Here is a 15307-nt window from a genome sequence, read left to right as displayed (position 1 = left end):
CGCAGGCCGCGATACGGCCCGCACATCAAGACGGCCACGGCGGGGGCGCAACCCCGCCGTGGCCTGTTGCACCCCATCCCACCTGTTCAGAGAGGAATCACGATGCCTACCCAGGCTATCGCTTCGGCCCCGGCCGACGAACCGGCACACGCCCGGTTGACCATTGCCCACCCCCTGGCCGCGGTCGCGGCCCGCAACTGTGCCGACCACACCCACGACCTGGCGGACCTGGTCGGCGGTGTCGCCTGCGGCGGGGCCTGGAGCAAGGCCCTGCACGACGATTTCATGTTCGCCCTGGAGTGCGGCCTGCCCCTCGACCTGGAGGCGGACCCGTCCTACGTCGATGAGGTCGCGGTACGCCGGGCGATGCGCGGTGAGGACCTGGAGCTGACCGAGCTGGAGCGCGCCGAGGTGCGCCGCCGCCTGGCCGCTATCCGAGCCCGCCGCAACCGGCCCTACCGGTTCGCGTGCTCCCGCGCCGCCGCTGCCAGGCGGGAGGCGGCGCGGTGAACGGTCAGCTCGACCTGTTCACCGGCGCGGCCACCAACCGGCCCGCCGCGCCGCCGAAGGTGCGGCGGGCGGTCAAAGCCCCGCTGGAGCGCGGGCAGGTCCGCTACGCCTCGTTCGGCGGCACGCGCGACTGTGACGACTGCTGGCAGGCCCAGGCCGCCGCGAACGCGGCCGGCACGCGCGTGCCGCTTCGACGGCGGGCCAGCAGCAGCCGCGAGACCACCGCGGGCAAGGCGTACCTGTGCGAGCCACACAAGCTCGACCGCCAGGCCTCCGACAAGGAGGTGCAGGTCTAATGCCCCGCACCCGTGTAGGCCGTGCCATTGGTGACATCACCCGCCGCGCCGCCCGCGGTGAGTTGTCCGCAGCTCAGGCCGCCGCGCTGATCGCCCGGCTACGCGCCGGGCAGCGACACGACCTCTACCGCGCCGCCCTCGACTCCCTGGCCGCGCCGGGCGAACCGGTGCAGGTCCGGCTGATCGGCCCCACCGCCGATGTGGCCAACCTGCTGACCGTCCTGGACGACGCCACGACCCTGACCGGCGTCTCCGACCCCTACCCGACATCCCGGCCCGGCGTGGTGCGCGTGTACGCGACCGCCGAGCGCCGACACCCACTCACCGGAGGCTCGAAATGACCGCACCCACCAGCGTCTACCCGCCCGCGGTCGCCGCCATGGTCGACGACTTCACCGCGTGGGCTGCCGAGCTGGGCACCGCCCCGTCGCGTAACGCCACGATGAAGCGGTTCCGCATCGGTGACGAGAAGGCCAAAGCGCTACTGGCCACCCTCGCCGCGCCCGCGCCGGACGAGCGCCTGACCTCCGGCCCGGCCCCGCAGCAGCAGCCCGAGCCGACCGACACGGACCTGGAGCCGGAGATCACCCCGGAACCGATCACGGTCGAGCCGTCGCCGCTGACGGCGGTTGACGTGGCCCCAGAGCCGAAGATCACCGCCGCGCCGGTCGAGCGGCCCGCCGCCGACCCGATCCCCGTCGCGGCCCCGCCGCTGACCATCCCCGTGTCGGCCCCGGTGCCCGCGCCGGTCCGGCGCAAGCCTCAGATCCGGACCTGGCCGATCCTGGTCGTGGGTCTGGGCGCGTTCATCGCGATCTGGGCCGGGTGGGTCGAGCTGGGCAGGCTTACCGGGTTCGGGGTCGTTCACCCGCTGCCGGGCATCTGGGACAGCTTCAAGATTGACACCGCGATCACGCTGCCACTGGGCATGGACGCCTACGCCGCGTTCGCGCTGAAGGTGTGGTTCACCCCCGGCATCTCGGCGCGCGCCCGCAGGTTCGCCCGCTGGTCGACGATCGTGTCCCTGCTGGTCGGCATGTGCGGGCAGGTCGCCTACCACCTGATGGAGGCGCAGGGCATCAGTACCGCCCCGTGGCAGATCACCACCGCCGTGTCCTGCCTGCCCGTCATCGTGCTGGGCCTGGCCTCCGGGCTGGTGCACCTGGTCCGCGCCGACCAGGAGGCCGAGCAGTGAGCACGGTCGACGACTACCACCCGGATGACACCTACCCGGACCTGCGCCCGGACGACGACCTCGCCGGGCAGCTCCGGGCGCTGGCCACATGGGTGGACGAGCGGCTCAACAACGAGCACGCCGACCGGCAGTACGCCCTTGAACGGGCGCACGACTACCTGACGTGGCTGGCCTACCGGGCGGAGCAGGTCAGTCAGCAGCGCGGAATGCGGCTGGTGCCGGTACGCCCGGACAAGCGCATTCTCCCGGCGCGCGGGTACGCCCGCGTTCCACTCCCGCAGTTCCCTCGACGCTGACCGCTTCCGCGCGGGCCGGGCTCATCACCCCGGCCCGTCGCGGTGGCCGCCAGACCGGCGACCAGCTCACGCGGGACACGACCCAAGGCCTGAGAAACCGCGCCGTGTCCCGCTACCCCTCACAGAAGGAGCGCACCCAGTATGACCAGCACAACCGCCCCGGCCATCGGGGGTTCGGCGTGAGCGAGCAGCAGCCGTGCGGGCAGTGCCCGATGCTGCACGCCGAGATCGTCCGCCAGCGTGCCCTGATCGACCAGCTTCAGCAGATGTGCACCTGGCTGTCCAACCGCCTCGCCGAGCTGCGCGGCGCGGTCGCCGCTGCTGAGGCGCTGATGCGCAGCGAGGCTGAGCGGCCCACGATGCCGCGCGGCCGGCTGCTGACCCAGTTGCACGAACGCCTGATCACCGCCCTGTTCGACGCTGACCGGAGGTAGACCGATGGCACTGACCCCTGTCGTTTTCAGCGACGATGACGAGCCCGCCCGCGTCACGGTGCCCGCCCCGGGCGGCCCGGTCGACGCCGAGTCGTACACCGTGTACCGGCCCGACCAGGGCGTTCCTGTTGACGCGCCGGACACTGCGGTCACGCTGACGTGGTCGGACGTGTCCAGCGGCGACGCGCGACGGCGGGTGCCGCTGGTGCCCGCGTGGCTGGTGTCGGCGCACACCCGGCGCGCGACGCTGCGCGCCCTGGCTGACAACGTCGGCTACTTCGCTGCGTTCCACGCGCTGCGCGGCCCGAAGTACGCCATCAAGACGGCGCTGTACGCCCCTCGCGGCGCGGCCCGCATCGTCGGGCGGATGCTCTGGTGGGCCAGCGCGGAAGAGGGCAACTGGTCGCTTCGCCAGCACGCTGCGATCAGCAACGACGCCTACACCTGGCAGTCGCTGAACCGCACCCGGTCCAAGGAGTCCAAGCCGCGATGGATGCTGGTCGGCGCTGCGGCGCTGGCCGCGTGCGGCGGGGGTTCGGCCCTGGCGGTGTCGGACGCGGTCCCGCCGATCGGCTGGTACGCCGCCCTCACCGGCGCGGTGCTGCTGGCGGCGCGGGTCGGCCGACCGGCAGACAAGCCGATCACCGACCGCGTCAGCACCTCGCCGCGGTTCACCCGCCTGACCGCTGACCAGGTGCGGGCGGCGCTGGTGTCGCTGCGCCTGCCCGGCCTCACGGAGGGCTCGCAGGTCGAGTTCGTGCACCCGGGCATCCACCGCGACGGGCCGGGCTGGCTCGCGCGGGTGAACCTGCCCGCCGGCATGGAGGCAGTGCGGGTCCTGGACCGGCGCGGCAACCTGTCGTCGGCGCTGCGCTTGCCGGTCGACCAGGTGTGGCCGGGCGCTGGCCCCGACCACGCTGGGCAGCTCGACCTGTGGGTCGGCTACCAGCCCGCGTCGAAGATGGGGACCCCGCGGTGGGCGCTGGTCGCCTCGAACGCGCAGACCAGCGTGTTCAAGGAGGAGGAGTTCGGGTCGGACGAGCGTCAGCGGCCGGTCAAGACCAGCCTGTTCGCCCGGTCGTTCCTGATCGGCGGCCAGCCTGGTTCGGGCAAGTCGTACGCGGCGCGGGCGCTGGCGCTGATGGCGGCGCTCGATCCGACGGTGGAGTTCAAGATTGCCGAGTTCAAGGGCACCGGTGACTTCATCGACTTCGAGCCGCTGTGCTCGACGTACGTGGTCGGTGTCGACGAGGACGCGATCCGGCAGGGCGGGGCGATCCTGGCGTGGGCGCTGGGCGAGGCCGAGCGGCGCGGTAAGCGCATCCTGGCCGCCAAGCAGGCCGGACACGCCCCGGAGGGCAAGGTCACGCCCGAGCTGGCGCGCAAGCGCGGGTCCGGGCTGCACCCGATCGTCATCGTCATCGACGAGGCGCACGAGCTGTTCGCCGCCGACAGGGACGCCGCTGACGCGGCAGAGCGGCTGATCAAGCGGGCGCGGGCGCTGAACATGGTCGTGATCCTGGCGACCCAGATCCCGGACAAGACCAGCCTCCCGCCCAACATCACCCGCTGCGTCACCAACCGGTGGTGCCTGTCGGTGGCTGGCCAGGTCGAGAACGACATGATCCTGGGGACCGGGGCGTACAAGCGCGGGATCACCGGCACCGTGTACCGGCCCGTGGTCGACGCGGGTTGGGGCGTCATGACCGGCGGCCCGACCCCGACCGCCGTGCGGTCGCAGTACCCGACACCCGACCAGGCTGCCGCGATCCTCGCCCGGGCGCTGCTGCTGCGCGGCGGCAACCGGCAGGCCACCACCGAGCAGGCACCCGCCCGTGACCTGCTCGCCGATCTGGTCGACGTGGCCGCCGGCAACGGCCAGCACTGGACCGCCGCCGCACCGGCGCTGGTCGAGCGCTGGCCCGAGGCGTACCCCGGGCTGACCCCCGACGCCCTGTCGGAGATCGCCCGGTCTTTGGGCGTCGCGTCGGTGGACGTGAAGGTAGGCGGGAAGGTCCTCAAGGGCTACCGCCGGACCGATATCGGCAAGATCCTCGCCGCGCGAACCGGCCCGGACGGGCGGTAGCGCGACAGGTAGCGGCACACGACCGGGTAGCGCCAGCGCTACCCGGTCCGCTACCCCCCATCCGGCCCACTACCTGCGACGACGCGACCAGGTAGCGGGTAGCGCCATGCCCGAAACCAGCCCCGAATCGGCCTCGGGAGGCCCCTCGTGACACCGGAACTGACCGCTACCTTGATCCTCACCGCCGTGACAGTCGTCTATGTCTTGCTCTGTTGGGCGCTGCCGTTCGGTCGCTGCCGCTGGTGCTCGGGGACGGGCACCGCCAAGACGCTGATCATGCGCAGGCTCCGTTCCTGCCGGATGTGCGGCGGCTCCCGCAAGCGCCTGCGCATCGGACGCCGGATCTACAACGCCGTCCACAACGCCAACATTGACGCGGCCCGCGCCGCCCGTGCCAAGAACGGCAACGCGTCATGACCCGCGCACTCACGACCGGCCAGCGCACCATCCGGCCCGACAGCGAGAAGCGGTGCCCGAGCTGGTGCGCCCGCGCGCACCACTGCACCGCCCGCCGCCTGCCTGGCGGTGAGCACGCCTCCACGCCGGAGGTGTGGGTCACCGATGTGGGCCGGTTCGTCGCCACCCGCTACCGCGACCAGGCCGGACACGACCGCGTAGAGCTGCGCGTCGTGCTCGGCCTGGCCGACGACGAGCAGATTGCGCAGGCGCAGGCCCGCCACCTGCTGGCCGTGACCCGCGTCGTGGTCGATCGGGTGTTCGGCCCCGGCGACCGGGCCGCAGGAGGCCCGCGGTGAGCGCGATCCGTTCCGCCGTGGCGGAGCACGACGCGTCGCGCCCAGCTGGACCCGACGCCTACGAGCCGTCGCGTGACGCCGGTGTCACGCGACGGATGTGCGCCTGGTGCGAACAGGCCATCCCGCCCAGCGCGCGGCGCGACGCGGTGTGCTGCTCGACCAGATGCCGACAGGCCCGCCACCGCTTCGCCCGCACGGTCGGCACGCCGGCCGTAGCGGTCGACCCGGGCCGTCCGCTACGGCTGGCCTACGCCGACCCGCCCTACCCGGGCAAGGCGTGGCTCTACCGCGACCACCCCGACTACGGCGGGGAGGTAGACCACGCCGCGCTGATCGCCCACCTGACCGGCTATGACGGGTGGGCGCTGTCCACCTCCGCCCGCGCCCTGCCCGCCGTGCTGGCCCTGTGCCCGCCCGGCGTGCGGGTCGCCGCATGGCACCGCGGGGAACGGCCCACCGCCAGCCGGTGGCCGCTGTCCGCGTGGGAACCGGTCATCTACCACGGCGGACGCCCCGTCGACCCCGGCGACCAGCGGGTCCGGCGCACGGATTCCCTCGTGCATGGAGTCGCACCGATGACGACGCTGCCCGGACGCGTGATCGGCGCGAAACCAGCCGCGTTCACCCGCTGGATGTTCGACCTGCTCGGCGCGGCACCCGGCGACACCTTCGATGACCTGTTCCCCGGCTCCGGCGCGGTCGCCCGCGCCTGGACCGCCTTCACCGACCCGTCGCGCGTCGACGCGCGACGGCTGACCGACGAGCCGTCGCGTGTCGACGCGCTGCTGCAGACACGACGGCTCGCCGCCGACCCGTCGTGCCAGGCCCTGCACGACGCGTCGGCCCTGACGTCGCACGCGACACCTCACCATGGGAAGGAGCACGCCCGATGACCAGCACCAACACCGCCGCGCGGCTGCTGGACGCCGCGCTGACCGCCGCCGAACACGGATGGCGGGTGTTCCCCGTGACCCCCGACGACAAGACCCCCGCCGTCCGGGCGTGGGAGCAGCGCGCCACCACCGACCCCGACCGCATCCGGCGCTGCTGGTCGGCCGGTCCGTTCAACATCGGCCTGGCGACCGGCCCGTCCGGGCTGGTCGTCGTCGACCTGGACAGGCTCAAGGGCGGGGAGCTGCCCGCACCGTGGGAGTGCTGCGTACACGGCGGTGAGGTCCTGGCCGAGCTGGAGCGCCGCGCGGGTGTCGCGCCGGTCCGCACGTACACGGTCACGACCGGACGCGGCGGCGCGCACCTGTACTACCGCCACCCCGCAGGCGCTGAGCTGCGGAACACACAGGGCAAGCTGGGACCGCTCATCGACACCCGCGCCCACGGCGGCTACGTCCTGGCCGCGGGAAGCGTCGTCAACGGCCGCCCGTACCGGGCGGGCGCTGAGACTCAGGTCGCCGACCTGCCCGAATGGCTGGCCGCCGCGCTGGCCCCGGCGCCCTTGCCGCCACAGGCCCCGCTAACCGTCACCCTGCCCACCAACCGGGCGGGCCGGTACGTGTCGGCCGCGATCGACGCGCAACTGTCCCACCTGGCGCAGGCCGCGAAGGGCGGGCGCAACGCAGCCCTGTACGCCTCCGCCGTCGCGCTCGGGCAGCTCGCCGCCGGTGGCGCGGTCAAGGCACAGGAGGTAGAAGGCCTGCTGACGCAGGCTGCCCTCCGGCTCGGCCTGCGGCCGGCAGAGACCGCCCGCACGATCGCCTCCGGCCTGCGCGCCGGAGCGGCCCGCCCGCGGACGGTGGCGGCATGACCACGCAAGTTCGGCACCTGGCCGCCGTCCCGGCGGACCTGGCGGCGCAAGCGGGCTGGGACGTGCCCGTGCCAGTCGGCACCAACAGCACCGCGCCGCCACCGTTCCCGCTCGACGTGCTCCCACGGTGGGCGCGCGACATGGTCGAAGGCGTCGCGACGTTCACCCAGACCGACACGTCGATGGGCGCAGGAGTGTTCCTCTCCGTGATGTCGACCTGCGGCGGTCGCCGCCTGGTCGTGGAGGGCAAACCGGGCTGGGTCGAGCCGGTCAACTCCTACATCGCGACCGTCGCCGCGCCGGGCGAGCGCAAGACGCCCGTGCACGGCGCGATCACCCGACCCCTGTTCCAGGCACAGAAGCAGATGGCCGACCAGATCAAACCGATGATGGAGCAGGAGGCGGCGCGGCGCGACATCGCCCAGCGCGCGGCAGAGCAGGCCCGCGCCACCGCCGCCAAAGCCGACGCAGACAAGCGCGACGCGGCGACCGCGGAAGCTCTCGCAGCCGTGCTGGCCGTGGAGGAGATCACCGTGCCGACGCTGCCACGGTTGATCATCGACGACCACACCCCCGAAGCGCTCGTGTCGCGGATGGCGGAGAACGGCGGGCGCATCGCCGTGATCTCCGATGAGGGCGGGATCTTCGACACCCTTGCCGGGCGTTACTCCGGCACGCCGAACCTGGACCCCTACCTGAAGGGCTACAGCGGCGGGCACCTGTCCACCGACCGGCAGAGCAGGGCGGGCGAGACGATCGAGGACCCCGCGCTGACGGTGGGAGTCATGACTCAGCCGTCCGCGCTGCGCAAGTTCGGGTCCAACGCCGAACTGTTCGGCCGCGGGCTGCCTGCCCGATTCTGGTTCATCCTGCCGCGCAGCCTGGCCGGATACCGCGACCAGGATTCGCCCCCCGTGCCGGTCTCCGTGGCCGCGCGGTACGAGTCCACCGTGCGCATCCTGGCTACGACATTGGCCGAATGGGACGGACCGCGCGTGCTGACCCTCACCGACGAGGCCGGCCGCGTACGCGCCGCCGCCGCAGAGACCATCGAGGAGCAGTTGCGGCCCGGTGGCGCGCTGCACGACGTGCGCGAGTGGGCCAACAAGCTGTTCGGCGCGATGCTGCGGCTGGCCGGGCTGCTGCACCTGGCGCACCACCCCACCGACGCGTGGGAGCGCCAGATCAGCGGCGAGACCATGAGCCAGGCCGCGCAGGTCACCGCGTGGCTGATCGCCCACTACACCGCCGCCCTCGCCCTGGTCCACGGCGACCCCGCCGGCGAAACAGCGCATGACGTGCTGGCCGTGCTGGTCGCCAAGGACATGCGCACCTTCTCCCGCCGGGAGCTGCACCGGCGCGTGCAGCGCAAGCTGCCGCGCGCCGAGCAGGTCATGTCCGTGCTGGCCACCCTGGCCCAGCACGGATGGGTCCGCACCACCGCGGACGGGGACTACGAGCTACACCCCGACGCACCCACCTACATCAACGGCGGCGCACCGACCGGCCGTTGATCTTCCCTGTCACCGCTGTCACCGCCTGTCACCGGCAGGCGGTGACAGCATCTCAGCCCACTCACCAGGGAAAACACACGCACGGCGGAGCGATTGTCACCGTGTCACCGCTGTCACCGGCTCGCACAGCCCGTGCAAGTCGTCGACCACACAAAGACGCCGCCTGTGCGTGGCACAGGCGGCGCACCCATCTCCTACTGCCGGGACATCGCAGATCTTGGCCCAGAAGGGCATTCAGACCGCATTCCGAGGGAGGAACTGCGCATGACCACCCCTACCATGACCGACCCAAGCAAATTGCTACTCAAGGTAGAGGAAGCCGCCGCCTTGCTGGGGATCGGCCGGACGCTGCTCTACGAACTGATGCGCGAAGGGCAGATCCGATCTGTACAGGTCGGACGACTACGCCGCCTGCGACGCGCAGATCTCGAAACCTATGCCGCTCAGCTCTGACGATCCGCCCAACAGGAGGGACAGGCTTCATGCCACGCAAGAGACGCGCCGAGGGCACACGAGCACCCAACATGACGGCCACCATCTACCAGGGCAGTGACGGCCGCTGGCACGGCCGCGTGACCATGGGAACGCTGGACGACGGTAAACCCGATCGGCGGCACGTCAGCGCCAAGACAGAAGCCGAGGTAACGCAGAAGGTCCGCAGCCTTGAAAAGGACCGCGACGCGGGGCGGGTAGTGCGCCCAGGCCGGGGCTGGACAGTGGAGAAGTGGCTCAACCACTGGCTAGAGCACATTGCGGCACCCAAGGTGCGCGCGAACACCCTCAGCGGCTACAGCGTCGCCGTGCGCGTGCACCTGATCCCCGGGGTTGGCGCTCACCGGCTGGACAAGCTCACCCCTGAGCACCTGGAGAAGCTGTACGCCCGGATGCAGGCCAACGGCAGCGCCGCTGCCACTGCCCACCAGGCCCACCGGACGATCCGTGCGGCGCTCAACCAGGCGGTGAAGCGGCAGTACCTGGCCCGAAATCCGGCGGTCCATGCCACGGCACCGCAGCTTGACGACGAAGAGATCGAGCCCTACTCGATCGAGGAGGTACAGCGGTTCCTGTCGGAGGCTGGCAAGCACCGCAACAGCGCCAGGTGGGCGATCGCACTGGCGCTTGGGCTTCGCCAGGGTGAGGTGCTGGGCCTCCAGTGGTCCGACGTCGACCTGGACAAGGGAGAGCTGCGCGTACGCCGTAGTCGACTGCGGCCGAAGTACGCGCACGGCTGCGGCGGCACCTGCCAGCGGAAGGCTGGCTACTGTCCCGACAAGCAGCAAATCAACGCTGCGACGGACAAGACCAAGTCGCGCGCCGGCCGCCGCCGCGTCGGTCTGCCTGCCGAGCTGGTAGAGCTGCTGGAAGCCCACCGCGAGGAGCAAGAGAAGGAGCGGATCACGGCTTCCCAGCTCTGGAGCGAGGAGGGGTGGGTGTTCGCCAGCCCCACCGGCAGGCCGCTCAGTCCGAACACCGACTACCGGGAGTGGAAGCGGCTACTCGCTGCGGCGGGGCTGCGGGACGGGCGGCTGCACGACGCTCGGCACACCGCCGCGACGGTGCTTCTGATCCTGGGAGTGCAGCAGCGGGCTGTGATGGGGCTCATGGGCTGGTCGAGCACCGGCATGGCGGCCCGCTACCAGCACGTCACCGACCCGATCCGCCAGGCTGTGGCGAAGCAGGTCGGGGGAGCGATCTGGAAGCGGACGAAGAAGCAGAAGAAGGGCAAGAAGCGCGGGAAGGACGACGGCGCGAGCGGTGTCCCGGCCCTGGTCTAGGGGGTCAACTGAGACCGAAACTGAGACCACAGAGCGAAAGAGGGCCAGCCCTGGTGGGCTGGCCCTCTTGTCGTTGCTGCTCGTGAGAGCGGAGGATACGAGATTCGAACTCGTGAGGGTTTTATCCCAACACGCTTTCCAAGCGTGCGCCCTAGGCCTCTAGGCGAATCCTCCGTCGAGAAGGATACATACCGGGGTCGGGGTCGGCACGTGCACCCCCGCCGGGTACAGTTGCTTAGCCCCCGTGCGGCGGCACCCTGTGAACCTCCCCAGGGCCGGAAGGCAGCAAGGATAAGCAGGCAATACCGGGTGCACGGGGGCCCTTTCATGCCCGCGGACGCTCGTCGGCCGGGACGGACGGGCGATTTCGCGACACGCCCGCACGGCTTCCGCTCGCCTTCATGATCAATGCTGGTGACGGTGGCGGGGACTAGGCTGAGGGCGACATCCGACGGGTGACTGAGGGAGTGCGGCGATGCGGCCGGGTGGACAGCCGAACATGCAGCAGCTGATGAAGCAGGCGCAGAAGATGCAGGCGCAGCTCGCCTCGGCGCAGGCGGCGCTGGCGGAGGCGGAGGTCACCGGCACGGCCGGGGGCGGCCTGGTCACCGTGAAGATGACCGGTTCCGGCGAGTTCCGCGGCATCTCCATCGACCCGAAGGCGGTCGACCCGGACGACGTCGAGACGCTGGAGGACCTGGTGTCCGCCGCGTTCACCAACGCCGCCGACGAGGTGCGCAAGCTGACCGAGCAGAAGATGGGTCCGCTCTCCGCCGGTCTCGGCGGCATGGGCCTCCCCTTCTAGGCCCGGCCGACCGTGTACGAAGGCGCGATCCAGGACCTCATCGACGAGCTCGGCCGGCTGCCCGGAGTGGGGCCCAAGAGCGCCCAGCGCATCGCGTTCCACGTGCTGTCGGCCGATCCGACCGACATCAAGCGACTGGCGGCCGCGCTGTCCCGGGTCAAGGAGCAGGTGCGCTTCTGCGTGCTGTGCTTCAACGTCGCCGAGGAGGAGCAGTGCCGCATCTGCCGCGACCCGCGGCGGCGTGAGGACGCGCTGTGTGTGGTCGAGGAGCCCAAGGACGTCGTGGCGATCGAGCGGACCAACGAGTTCCGCGGCCGCTACCACGTGCTCGGCGGGGCGATCAATCCGCTGGAGGGCATCGGGCCCGACCACCTGCGCATCCGGGAGCTGATGGCCCGGCTCAGCTCGGGTCAGGTGACCGAGCTGATCCTCGCCACGGACCCGAACACCGAGGGCGAGGCGACGGCGACGTATCTCGCGCTGCTGGTCAAGCCGATGGGCATCACCGTGACCCGGCTGGCGAGCGGCCTGCCCGTCGGCGGCGACCTCGAATACGCCGACGAGATCACTCTGGGTCGCGCTTTTGAGGGACGACGGACCCTCTGAGCGGCCCGCCAATCTCGCAAAGATTCGCATAGTTCGATATCTTCTTGGCTTTTACCTGCGATTTTCTTCGTACTTCGCGTCCGTTTTTTATAACGCCCTCATCACGGACCGGCCTGAACTTGGTTACAGGCACCCTGTGAACTTGACGCCGGGCGAACTTGCGAAGAATGCTCTGATCATGCGGTGGCGTGCACCACACTCCACCGCTGTCGCCCTGTCATCCGACCGCCCCCACGGTGGACAGAGGGTCGGGCGGCGCGAATCACGCAGGTAACAACCGAGCGGATGTCGCGCGCGGCGCACCGCCCCCCGCCCGTCCGGGCAGACCGGTGCGACGTCGTCGCCTCCGCAGGGAGGCAGCCGGTATATGGCCACGCGAACCGAAACCTCGGCCCCTGAGGGGACCAAGGCACCCGCGAAGGCGATCGAGGGACGCTCCCTCGGCCGCATCGCCTGGACGCGCCTCAAGCGCGACAAGGCGGCCATGGCCGGCGGCGTGGTGGTGATCCTGCTGATCCTGATGGCGGTCTTCGCGCCGCTGATCGTCAGCTGGTTCGGCCACCCCCCGAACGAGTTCCACCAGGACGCCGACCTGCTCGCGGCGGAACTGGGCGGGCTGCCCCGCGGCGACTTCCTGTTCTTCGAGAACAGCGGGATGAGCGGCGACTTCCTCTTCGGCCTGGAGCCGCAGAACGGCCGCGACCTGTTCAGCGAGGTCGTCTACGGCGCCCGGGTGTCGCTGCTGATCGCCTTCCTCGCCACCCTGGTGTCGGTGCTCATCGGCTCCGCCCTCGGCGTGATCGCGGGCTTCTTCGGCGGCATCGTGGACACCGTCATCAGCTTCCTGATGAACGTCTTCCTGGCGTTCCCGCTGCTGCTGTTCGCGATCGCCCTGGTCGGCGTGCTGCCCGACCGGGCGTTCGGGCTGTCCGGCAACTCGCTGCGCATCGCCCTGCTGATCTTCATCATCGGCTTCTTCAACTGGCCGTACATCGCCCGGATCGTGCGCGGGCAGACGCTGTCGCTGCGCGAGCGCGAGTTCGTCGACGCCGCCCGCAGCCTGGGCGCCCGCGGGCCGTACATCATCGTCAAGGAGATGCTGCCGAACCTGGTGGCGCCCATCCTGGTGTACGCCACCCTGCTCATCCCCACGAACATCCTGTTCGAGGCCGCGCTGTCCTTCCTCGGCGTCGGCGTGCAGCGCCAGGTCGTCGGCGAGCCCGGCGTCACCTGGGGCGGCCTGCTGGCCGACGCGGCGCGCAACTCGGTGGTCCACTTCATGTTCTTCCCCGGCATGGCGATCTTCATCACCGTGCTGGCCTTCAACCTCTTCGGCGACGGACTCCGCGACGCGCTCGATCCCAAGAGCAAGCGCTGACCCCAGCCACGCAACACCACCCACAGCGCGGTTCGAGAAACGAACCGTTCCCCCCAGGGAGGAAGTTAGTGAGAAACAAGGGAAGGGTGCTGGCGGCGGCCTCGGCCGTCTTCGCACTCGCGGTGACCGCAGCTTGCGGCTCCGGTGAGGAAACTCCGAAGACCAATGAGGTGAAGCCGGAGTTCAACGCCGCGCTCACCTCGGTGTTCAACCCGTCTGACAAGCCGGGTGGCACGCTCAAGATGGCCATCTCGTCGGACTGGGACTCGGTTGACCCCGGCGACACCTACTACGGCCTCTCCTGGAACCTGCTGCGCCTCTACGGTCGCTCGCTGGTCATGTTCAAGCCGGCGCCGGGCGCTGCCAGCGGCGAGCTCGTCCCGGACCTCGCCGAGACGCTGGGTGTGCCCAGCGACGGCGGCAAGACCTGGACGTACAAGCTGCGGGCCGGCGTCAAGTTCGAGGACGGCACGCCGATCACGGCCAAGGACGTGAAGTACGCGGTCATGCGGTCGATGGACAAGGAGGTGCTGGTCAACGGCTACACCTACTTCAACGACTTCCTGGCGCTCGAGGCCGACTACAAGGGCCCGTTCAAGGACGAGGCCGCCGACACCAAGGCGATCGAGACCCCGGACGACCAGACCATCGTCTTCCACCTGAAGCAGGCCTTCGGCGGCTTCGACTACTTCGCGATGCTGCCGGCCACCGTGCCGGTGCCGGCCGCGAAGGACACCGGTGTGAAGTACAAGGAGCACGTCGTCGCCTCCGGCCCGTACATGTTCGACAAGTACGAGGCGGGCAAGGGCTTCACGCTCAAGCGCAACCCGAACTGGGACAAGGCGACCGACCCGAACCGCAAGGCTCTGCCGGACGCGTACGACGTCAAGATCGGCCTGAACGCCGACGACATCGACAACCAGCTGATCTCGGGTGACCTGCACGTCGACATCGCGGGCACCGGTGTGCAGCCGGCCGCGCTGCCGAAGGTGCTGCAGGACGCCGACAAGAAGGCGTACGCCGACAACCCGTCGGTCGCCCGCCTCTGGTACACCTCGATCAACCCCAAGGTCGCTCCCTTCGACAAGAAGGAGTGCCGCGAGGCTGTCATGTACGCGATGGACCGCACCTCGTACCAGGCCGCCTTCGGTGGCGAGTTCGCGGGTGGCCAGATCGCTACCAGCATCATGCCGCCGCAGATCCCGGGCTACGCGCCGACCAACGTCTACCCGGCGGGTGCGGACAACAAGGGTGACCTCGAGAAGGCGAAGGCTTCGCTCGAGGCTTGCGGCAAGAAGGACGGCTTCGAGGTGACGATGGGCTTCCGGGCCGAGCGTCCCAAGGAGAAGGCGACCGCCGAGGCGTTCCAGCAGGCGCTGGCCCGCGTGGGCATCAAGGTCACCCTGAAGGGCTTCCCGGTCGGCGACTACTTCTCGCTGTACGCCGGCAAGCCGTCCTACCGCAACAGCCCGTCCACCGGCCTGGGCCTGATGGTCAACGGCTGGGGCGCGGACTGGAACGACGGCTACGGCTTCCTGTCGCAGATCGTGGACAGCCGGGTCATCCGCGAGTCGGGTGGTTCGTCCAACCTCTCCGTCATGATCCCCGAGGTCGACCAGATGATCGACCAGGCGCTGGCCGAGACCGACGTCAAGAAGCGCGAAGCGCTCTGGGCGCAGATCGACAAGCGCGTCATGGAAGAGGCGGTCATCCTGCCGGGTGTCTGGGCCAAGGCTCTGACGCTGCGTGGCAAGGGCGTGACCAACGTGTTCGTCAACGAGGCGTTCGGTCAGTACGACTACCTCTCCATGGGTGTGGCGCAGTAAGCAGCACACCTGCTCCAACCCACCTGGCAATTACCAAAGGTAGGTGAAGGCGCAGGGTGGCCGGTCCGG

18 protein-coding genes, 1 tRNA gene and 1 other RNA gene are annotated in these 15307 nt (G+C 70.4%); 19 read left to right on the top strand and 1 reads right to left on the bottom strand.

Translation table 11 applies throughout. The features are described from left to right. Window positions 1-102 precede the first annotated feature (102 nt). The 14 genes from ACFQO7_RS14525 to ACFQO7_RS14460 all read left to right on the top strand — a co-directional run bounded on the left by ACFQO7_RS14525 (window position 103) and on the right by ACFQO7_RS14460 (window position 10623). The gene (locus ACFQO7_RS14525; RefSeq protein ID WP_376806826.1) at window positions 103-510 is read left to right on the top strand and encodes a hypothetical protein; all 408 of its coding nucleotides are present in this window, start codon (window positions 103-105) and stop codon (window positions 508-510) included. Then, on the top strand, window positions 507-806 hold the full coding sequence (locus ACFQO7_RS14520) for a hypothetical protein (RefSeq protein ID WP_376806825.1): 300 nt from the start codon (window positions 507-509) through the stop codon (window positions 804-806). Before ACFQO7_RS14525 ends, ACFQO7_RS14520 begins: the two co-directional genes overlap by 4 nt. Next, window positions 806-1147, top strand: a complete 342-nt coding sequence (locus ACFQO7_RS14515) for a hypothetical protein (RefSeq protein ID WP_376806824.1) — start codon at window positions 806-808, stop codon at window positions 1145-1147. The genes ACFQO7_RS14520 and ACFQO7_RS14515 overlap by 1 nt, the downstream gene beginning before the upstream one ends. After that, window positions 1144-2001, top strand: coding sequence for an ABC transporter permease (locus tag ACFQO7_RS14510; protein ID WP_376806823.1), 858 nt, complete (start codon window positions 1144-1146; stop codon window positions 1999-2001). The genes ACFQO7_RS14515 and ACFQO7_RS14510 overlap by 4 nt, the downstream gene beginning before the upstream one ends. Then, window positions 1998-2297: a hypothetical protein gene (locus ACFQO7_RS14505; RefSeq protein WP_376806822.1), complete on the top strand. Its 300-nt coding sequence runs from the start codon at window positions 1998-2000 to the stop codon at window positions 2295-2297. Before ACFQO7_RS14510 ends, ACFQO7_RS14505 begins: the two co-directional genes overlap by 4 nt. 179 nt (window positions 2298-2476) lie before the next feature. Beyond that, window positions 2477-2731, top strand: a complete 255-nt coding sequence (locus tag ACFQO7_RS14500) for a hypothetical protein (protein WP_376806821.1) — start codon at window positions 2477-2479, stop codon at window positions 2729-2731. 4 nt (window positions 2732-2735) lie between these two features. After that, window positions 2736-4817, top strand: coding sequence for an AAA family ATPase (locus tag ACFQO7_RS14495; RefSeq protein WP_376806820.1), 2082 nt, complete (start codon window positions 2736-2738; stop codon window positions 4815-4817). Window positions 4818-4964: 147 nt separating this feature from the next. Next, window positions 4965-5234, top strand: coding sequence for a hypothetical protein (locus ACFQO7_RS14490; RefSeq protein WP_376806819.1), 270 nt, complete (start codon window positions 4965-4967; stop codon window positions 5232-5234). Then, on the top strand, window positions 5231-5572 hold the full coding sequence (locus tag ACFQO7_RS14485) for a hypothetical protein (RefSeq protein ID WP_376806818.1): 342 nt from the start codon (window positions 5231-5233) through the stop codon (window positions 5570-5572). Before ACFQO7_RS14490 ends, ACFQO7_RS14485 begins: the two co-directional genes overlap by 4 nt. Continuing rightward, window positions 5569-6465, top strand: coding sequence for a hypothetical protein (locus ACFQO7_RS14480; RefSeq protein ID WP_376806817.1), 897 nt, complete (start codon window positions 5569-5571; stop codon window positions 6463-6465). Before ACFQO7_RS14485 ends, ACFQO7_RS14480 begins: the two co-directional genes overlap by 4 nt. Next, window positions 6462-7334 carry a bifunctional DNA primase/polymerase gene (locus ACFQO7_RS14475; RefSeq protein WP_376806816.1) on the top strand — a complete coding sequence of 291 codons (873 nt, stop codon included), beginning with the start codon at window positions 6462-6464 and terminating at the stop codon, window positions 7332-7334. Before ACFQO7_RS14480 ends, ACFQO7_RS14475 begins: the two co-directional genes overlap by 4 nt. After that, window positions 7331-8848 (top strand): YfjI family protein, encoded by a 1518-nt coding sequence (locus ACFQO7_RS14470; RefSeq protein WP_376806815.1) that lies wholly within the window; start codon window positions 7331-7333, stop codon window positions 8846-8848. The genes ACFQO7_RS14475 and ACFQO7_RS14470 overlap by 4 nt, the downstream gene beginning before the upstream one ends. Window positions 8849-9112: 264 nt before the next feature. Next, window positions 9113-9301 carry a helix-turn-helix domain-containing protein gene (locus ACFQO7_RS14465; RefSeq protein ID WP_376806814.1) on the top strand — a complete coding sequence of 63 codons (189 nt, stop codon included), beginning with the start codon at window positions 9113-9115 and terminating at the stop codon, window positions 9299-9301. A gap of 71 nt (window positions 9302-9372) precedes the next feature. Then, a complete protein-coding gene (locus ACFQO7_RS14460; RefSeq protein ID WP_376806813.1) occupies window positions 9373-10623 on the top strand; it encodes a tyrosine-type recombinase/integrase in 1251 nt (416 codons plus the stop codon). A gap of 89 nt (window positions 10624-10712) precedes the next feature. Here the strand turns inward: ACFQO7_RS14460 and ACFQO7_RS14455 are convergent. Continuing rightward, window positions 10713-10797, bottom strand: a tRNA-Ser gene (locus ACFQO7_RS14455). 59 nt (window positions 10798-10856) lie between these two features. Between ACFQO7_RS14455 and ffs the strand changes: the two genes are divergently transcribed. From ffs to ACFQO7_RS14430, 5 genes are all read left to right on the top strand, one after another. After that, window positions 10857-10952, top strand: an RNA gene (gene ffs / locus ACFQO7_RS14450) — signal recognition particle sRNA small type. A 170-nt stretch (window positions 10953-11122) separates the two neighbouring features. Beyond that, complete coding sequence (locus ACFQO7_RS14445; RefSeq protein ID WP_239167937.1) at window positions 11123-11428, top strand: YbaB/EbfC family nucleoid-associated protein; 306 nt, start codon at window positions 11123-11125, stop codon at window positions 11426-11428. 12 nt (window positions 11429-11440) lie between these two features. Beyond that, the gene (recR, locus tag ACFQO7_RS14440) at window positions 11441-12034 is read left to right on the top strand and encodes a recombination mediator RecR (protein WP_376806812.1); all 594 of its coding nucleotides are present in this window, start codon (window positions 11441-11443) and stop codon (window positions 12032-12034) included. A 367-nt stretch (window positions 12035-12401) separates the two neighbouring features. After that, a complete protein-coding gene (locus tag ACFQO7_RS14435; RefSeq protein WP_361046612.1) occupies window positions 12402-13412 on the top strand; it encodes an ABC transporter permease in 1011 nt (336 codons plus the stop codon). A 68-nt stretch (window positions 13413-13480) separates the two neighbouring features. After that, complete coding sequence (locus ACFQO7_RS14430) at window positions 13481-15238, top strand: ABC transporter substrate-binding protein (RefSeq protein WP_376806811.1); 1758 nt, start codon at window positions 13481-13483, stop codon at window positions 15236-15238. Window positions 15239-15307: the final 69 nt, after the last annotated feature.

It is taken from the genome of Catellatospora aurea, from assembly GCF_042663325.1.
GTDB lineage: Bacteria > Actinomycetota > Actinomycetes > Mycobacteriales > Micromonosporaceae > Catellatospora > Catellatospora aurea.
Note: the sequence above shows the minus strand (reverse complement) of the source record. Positions and strands in the feature narration are given on the sequence as shown.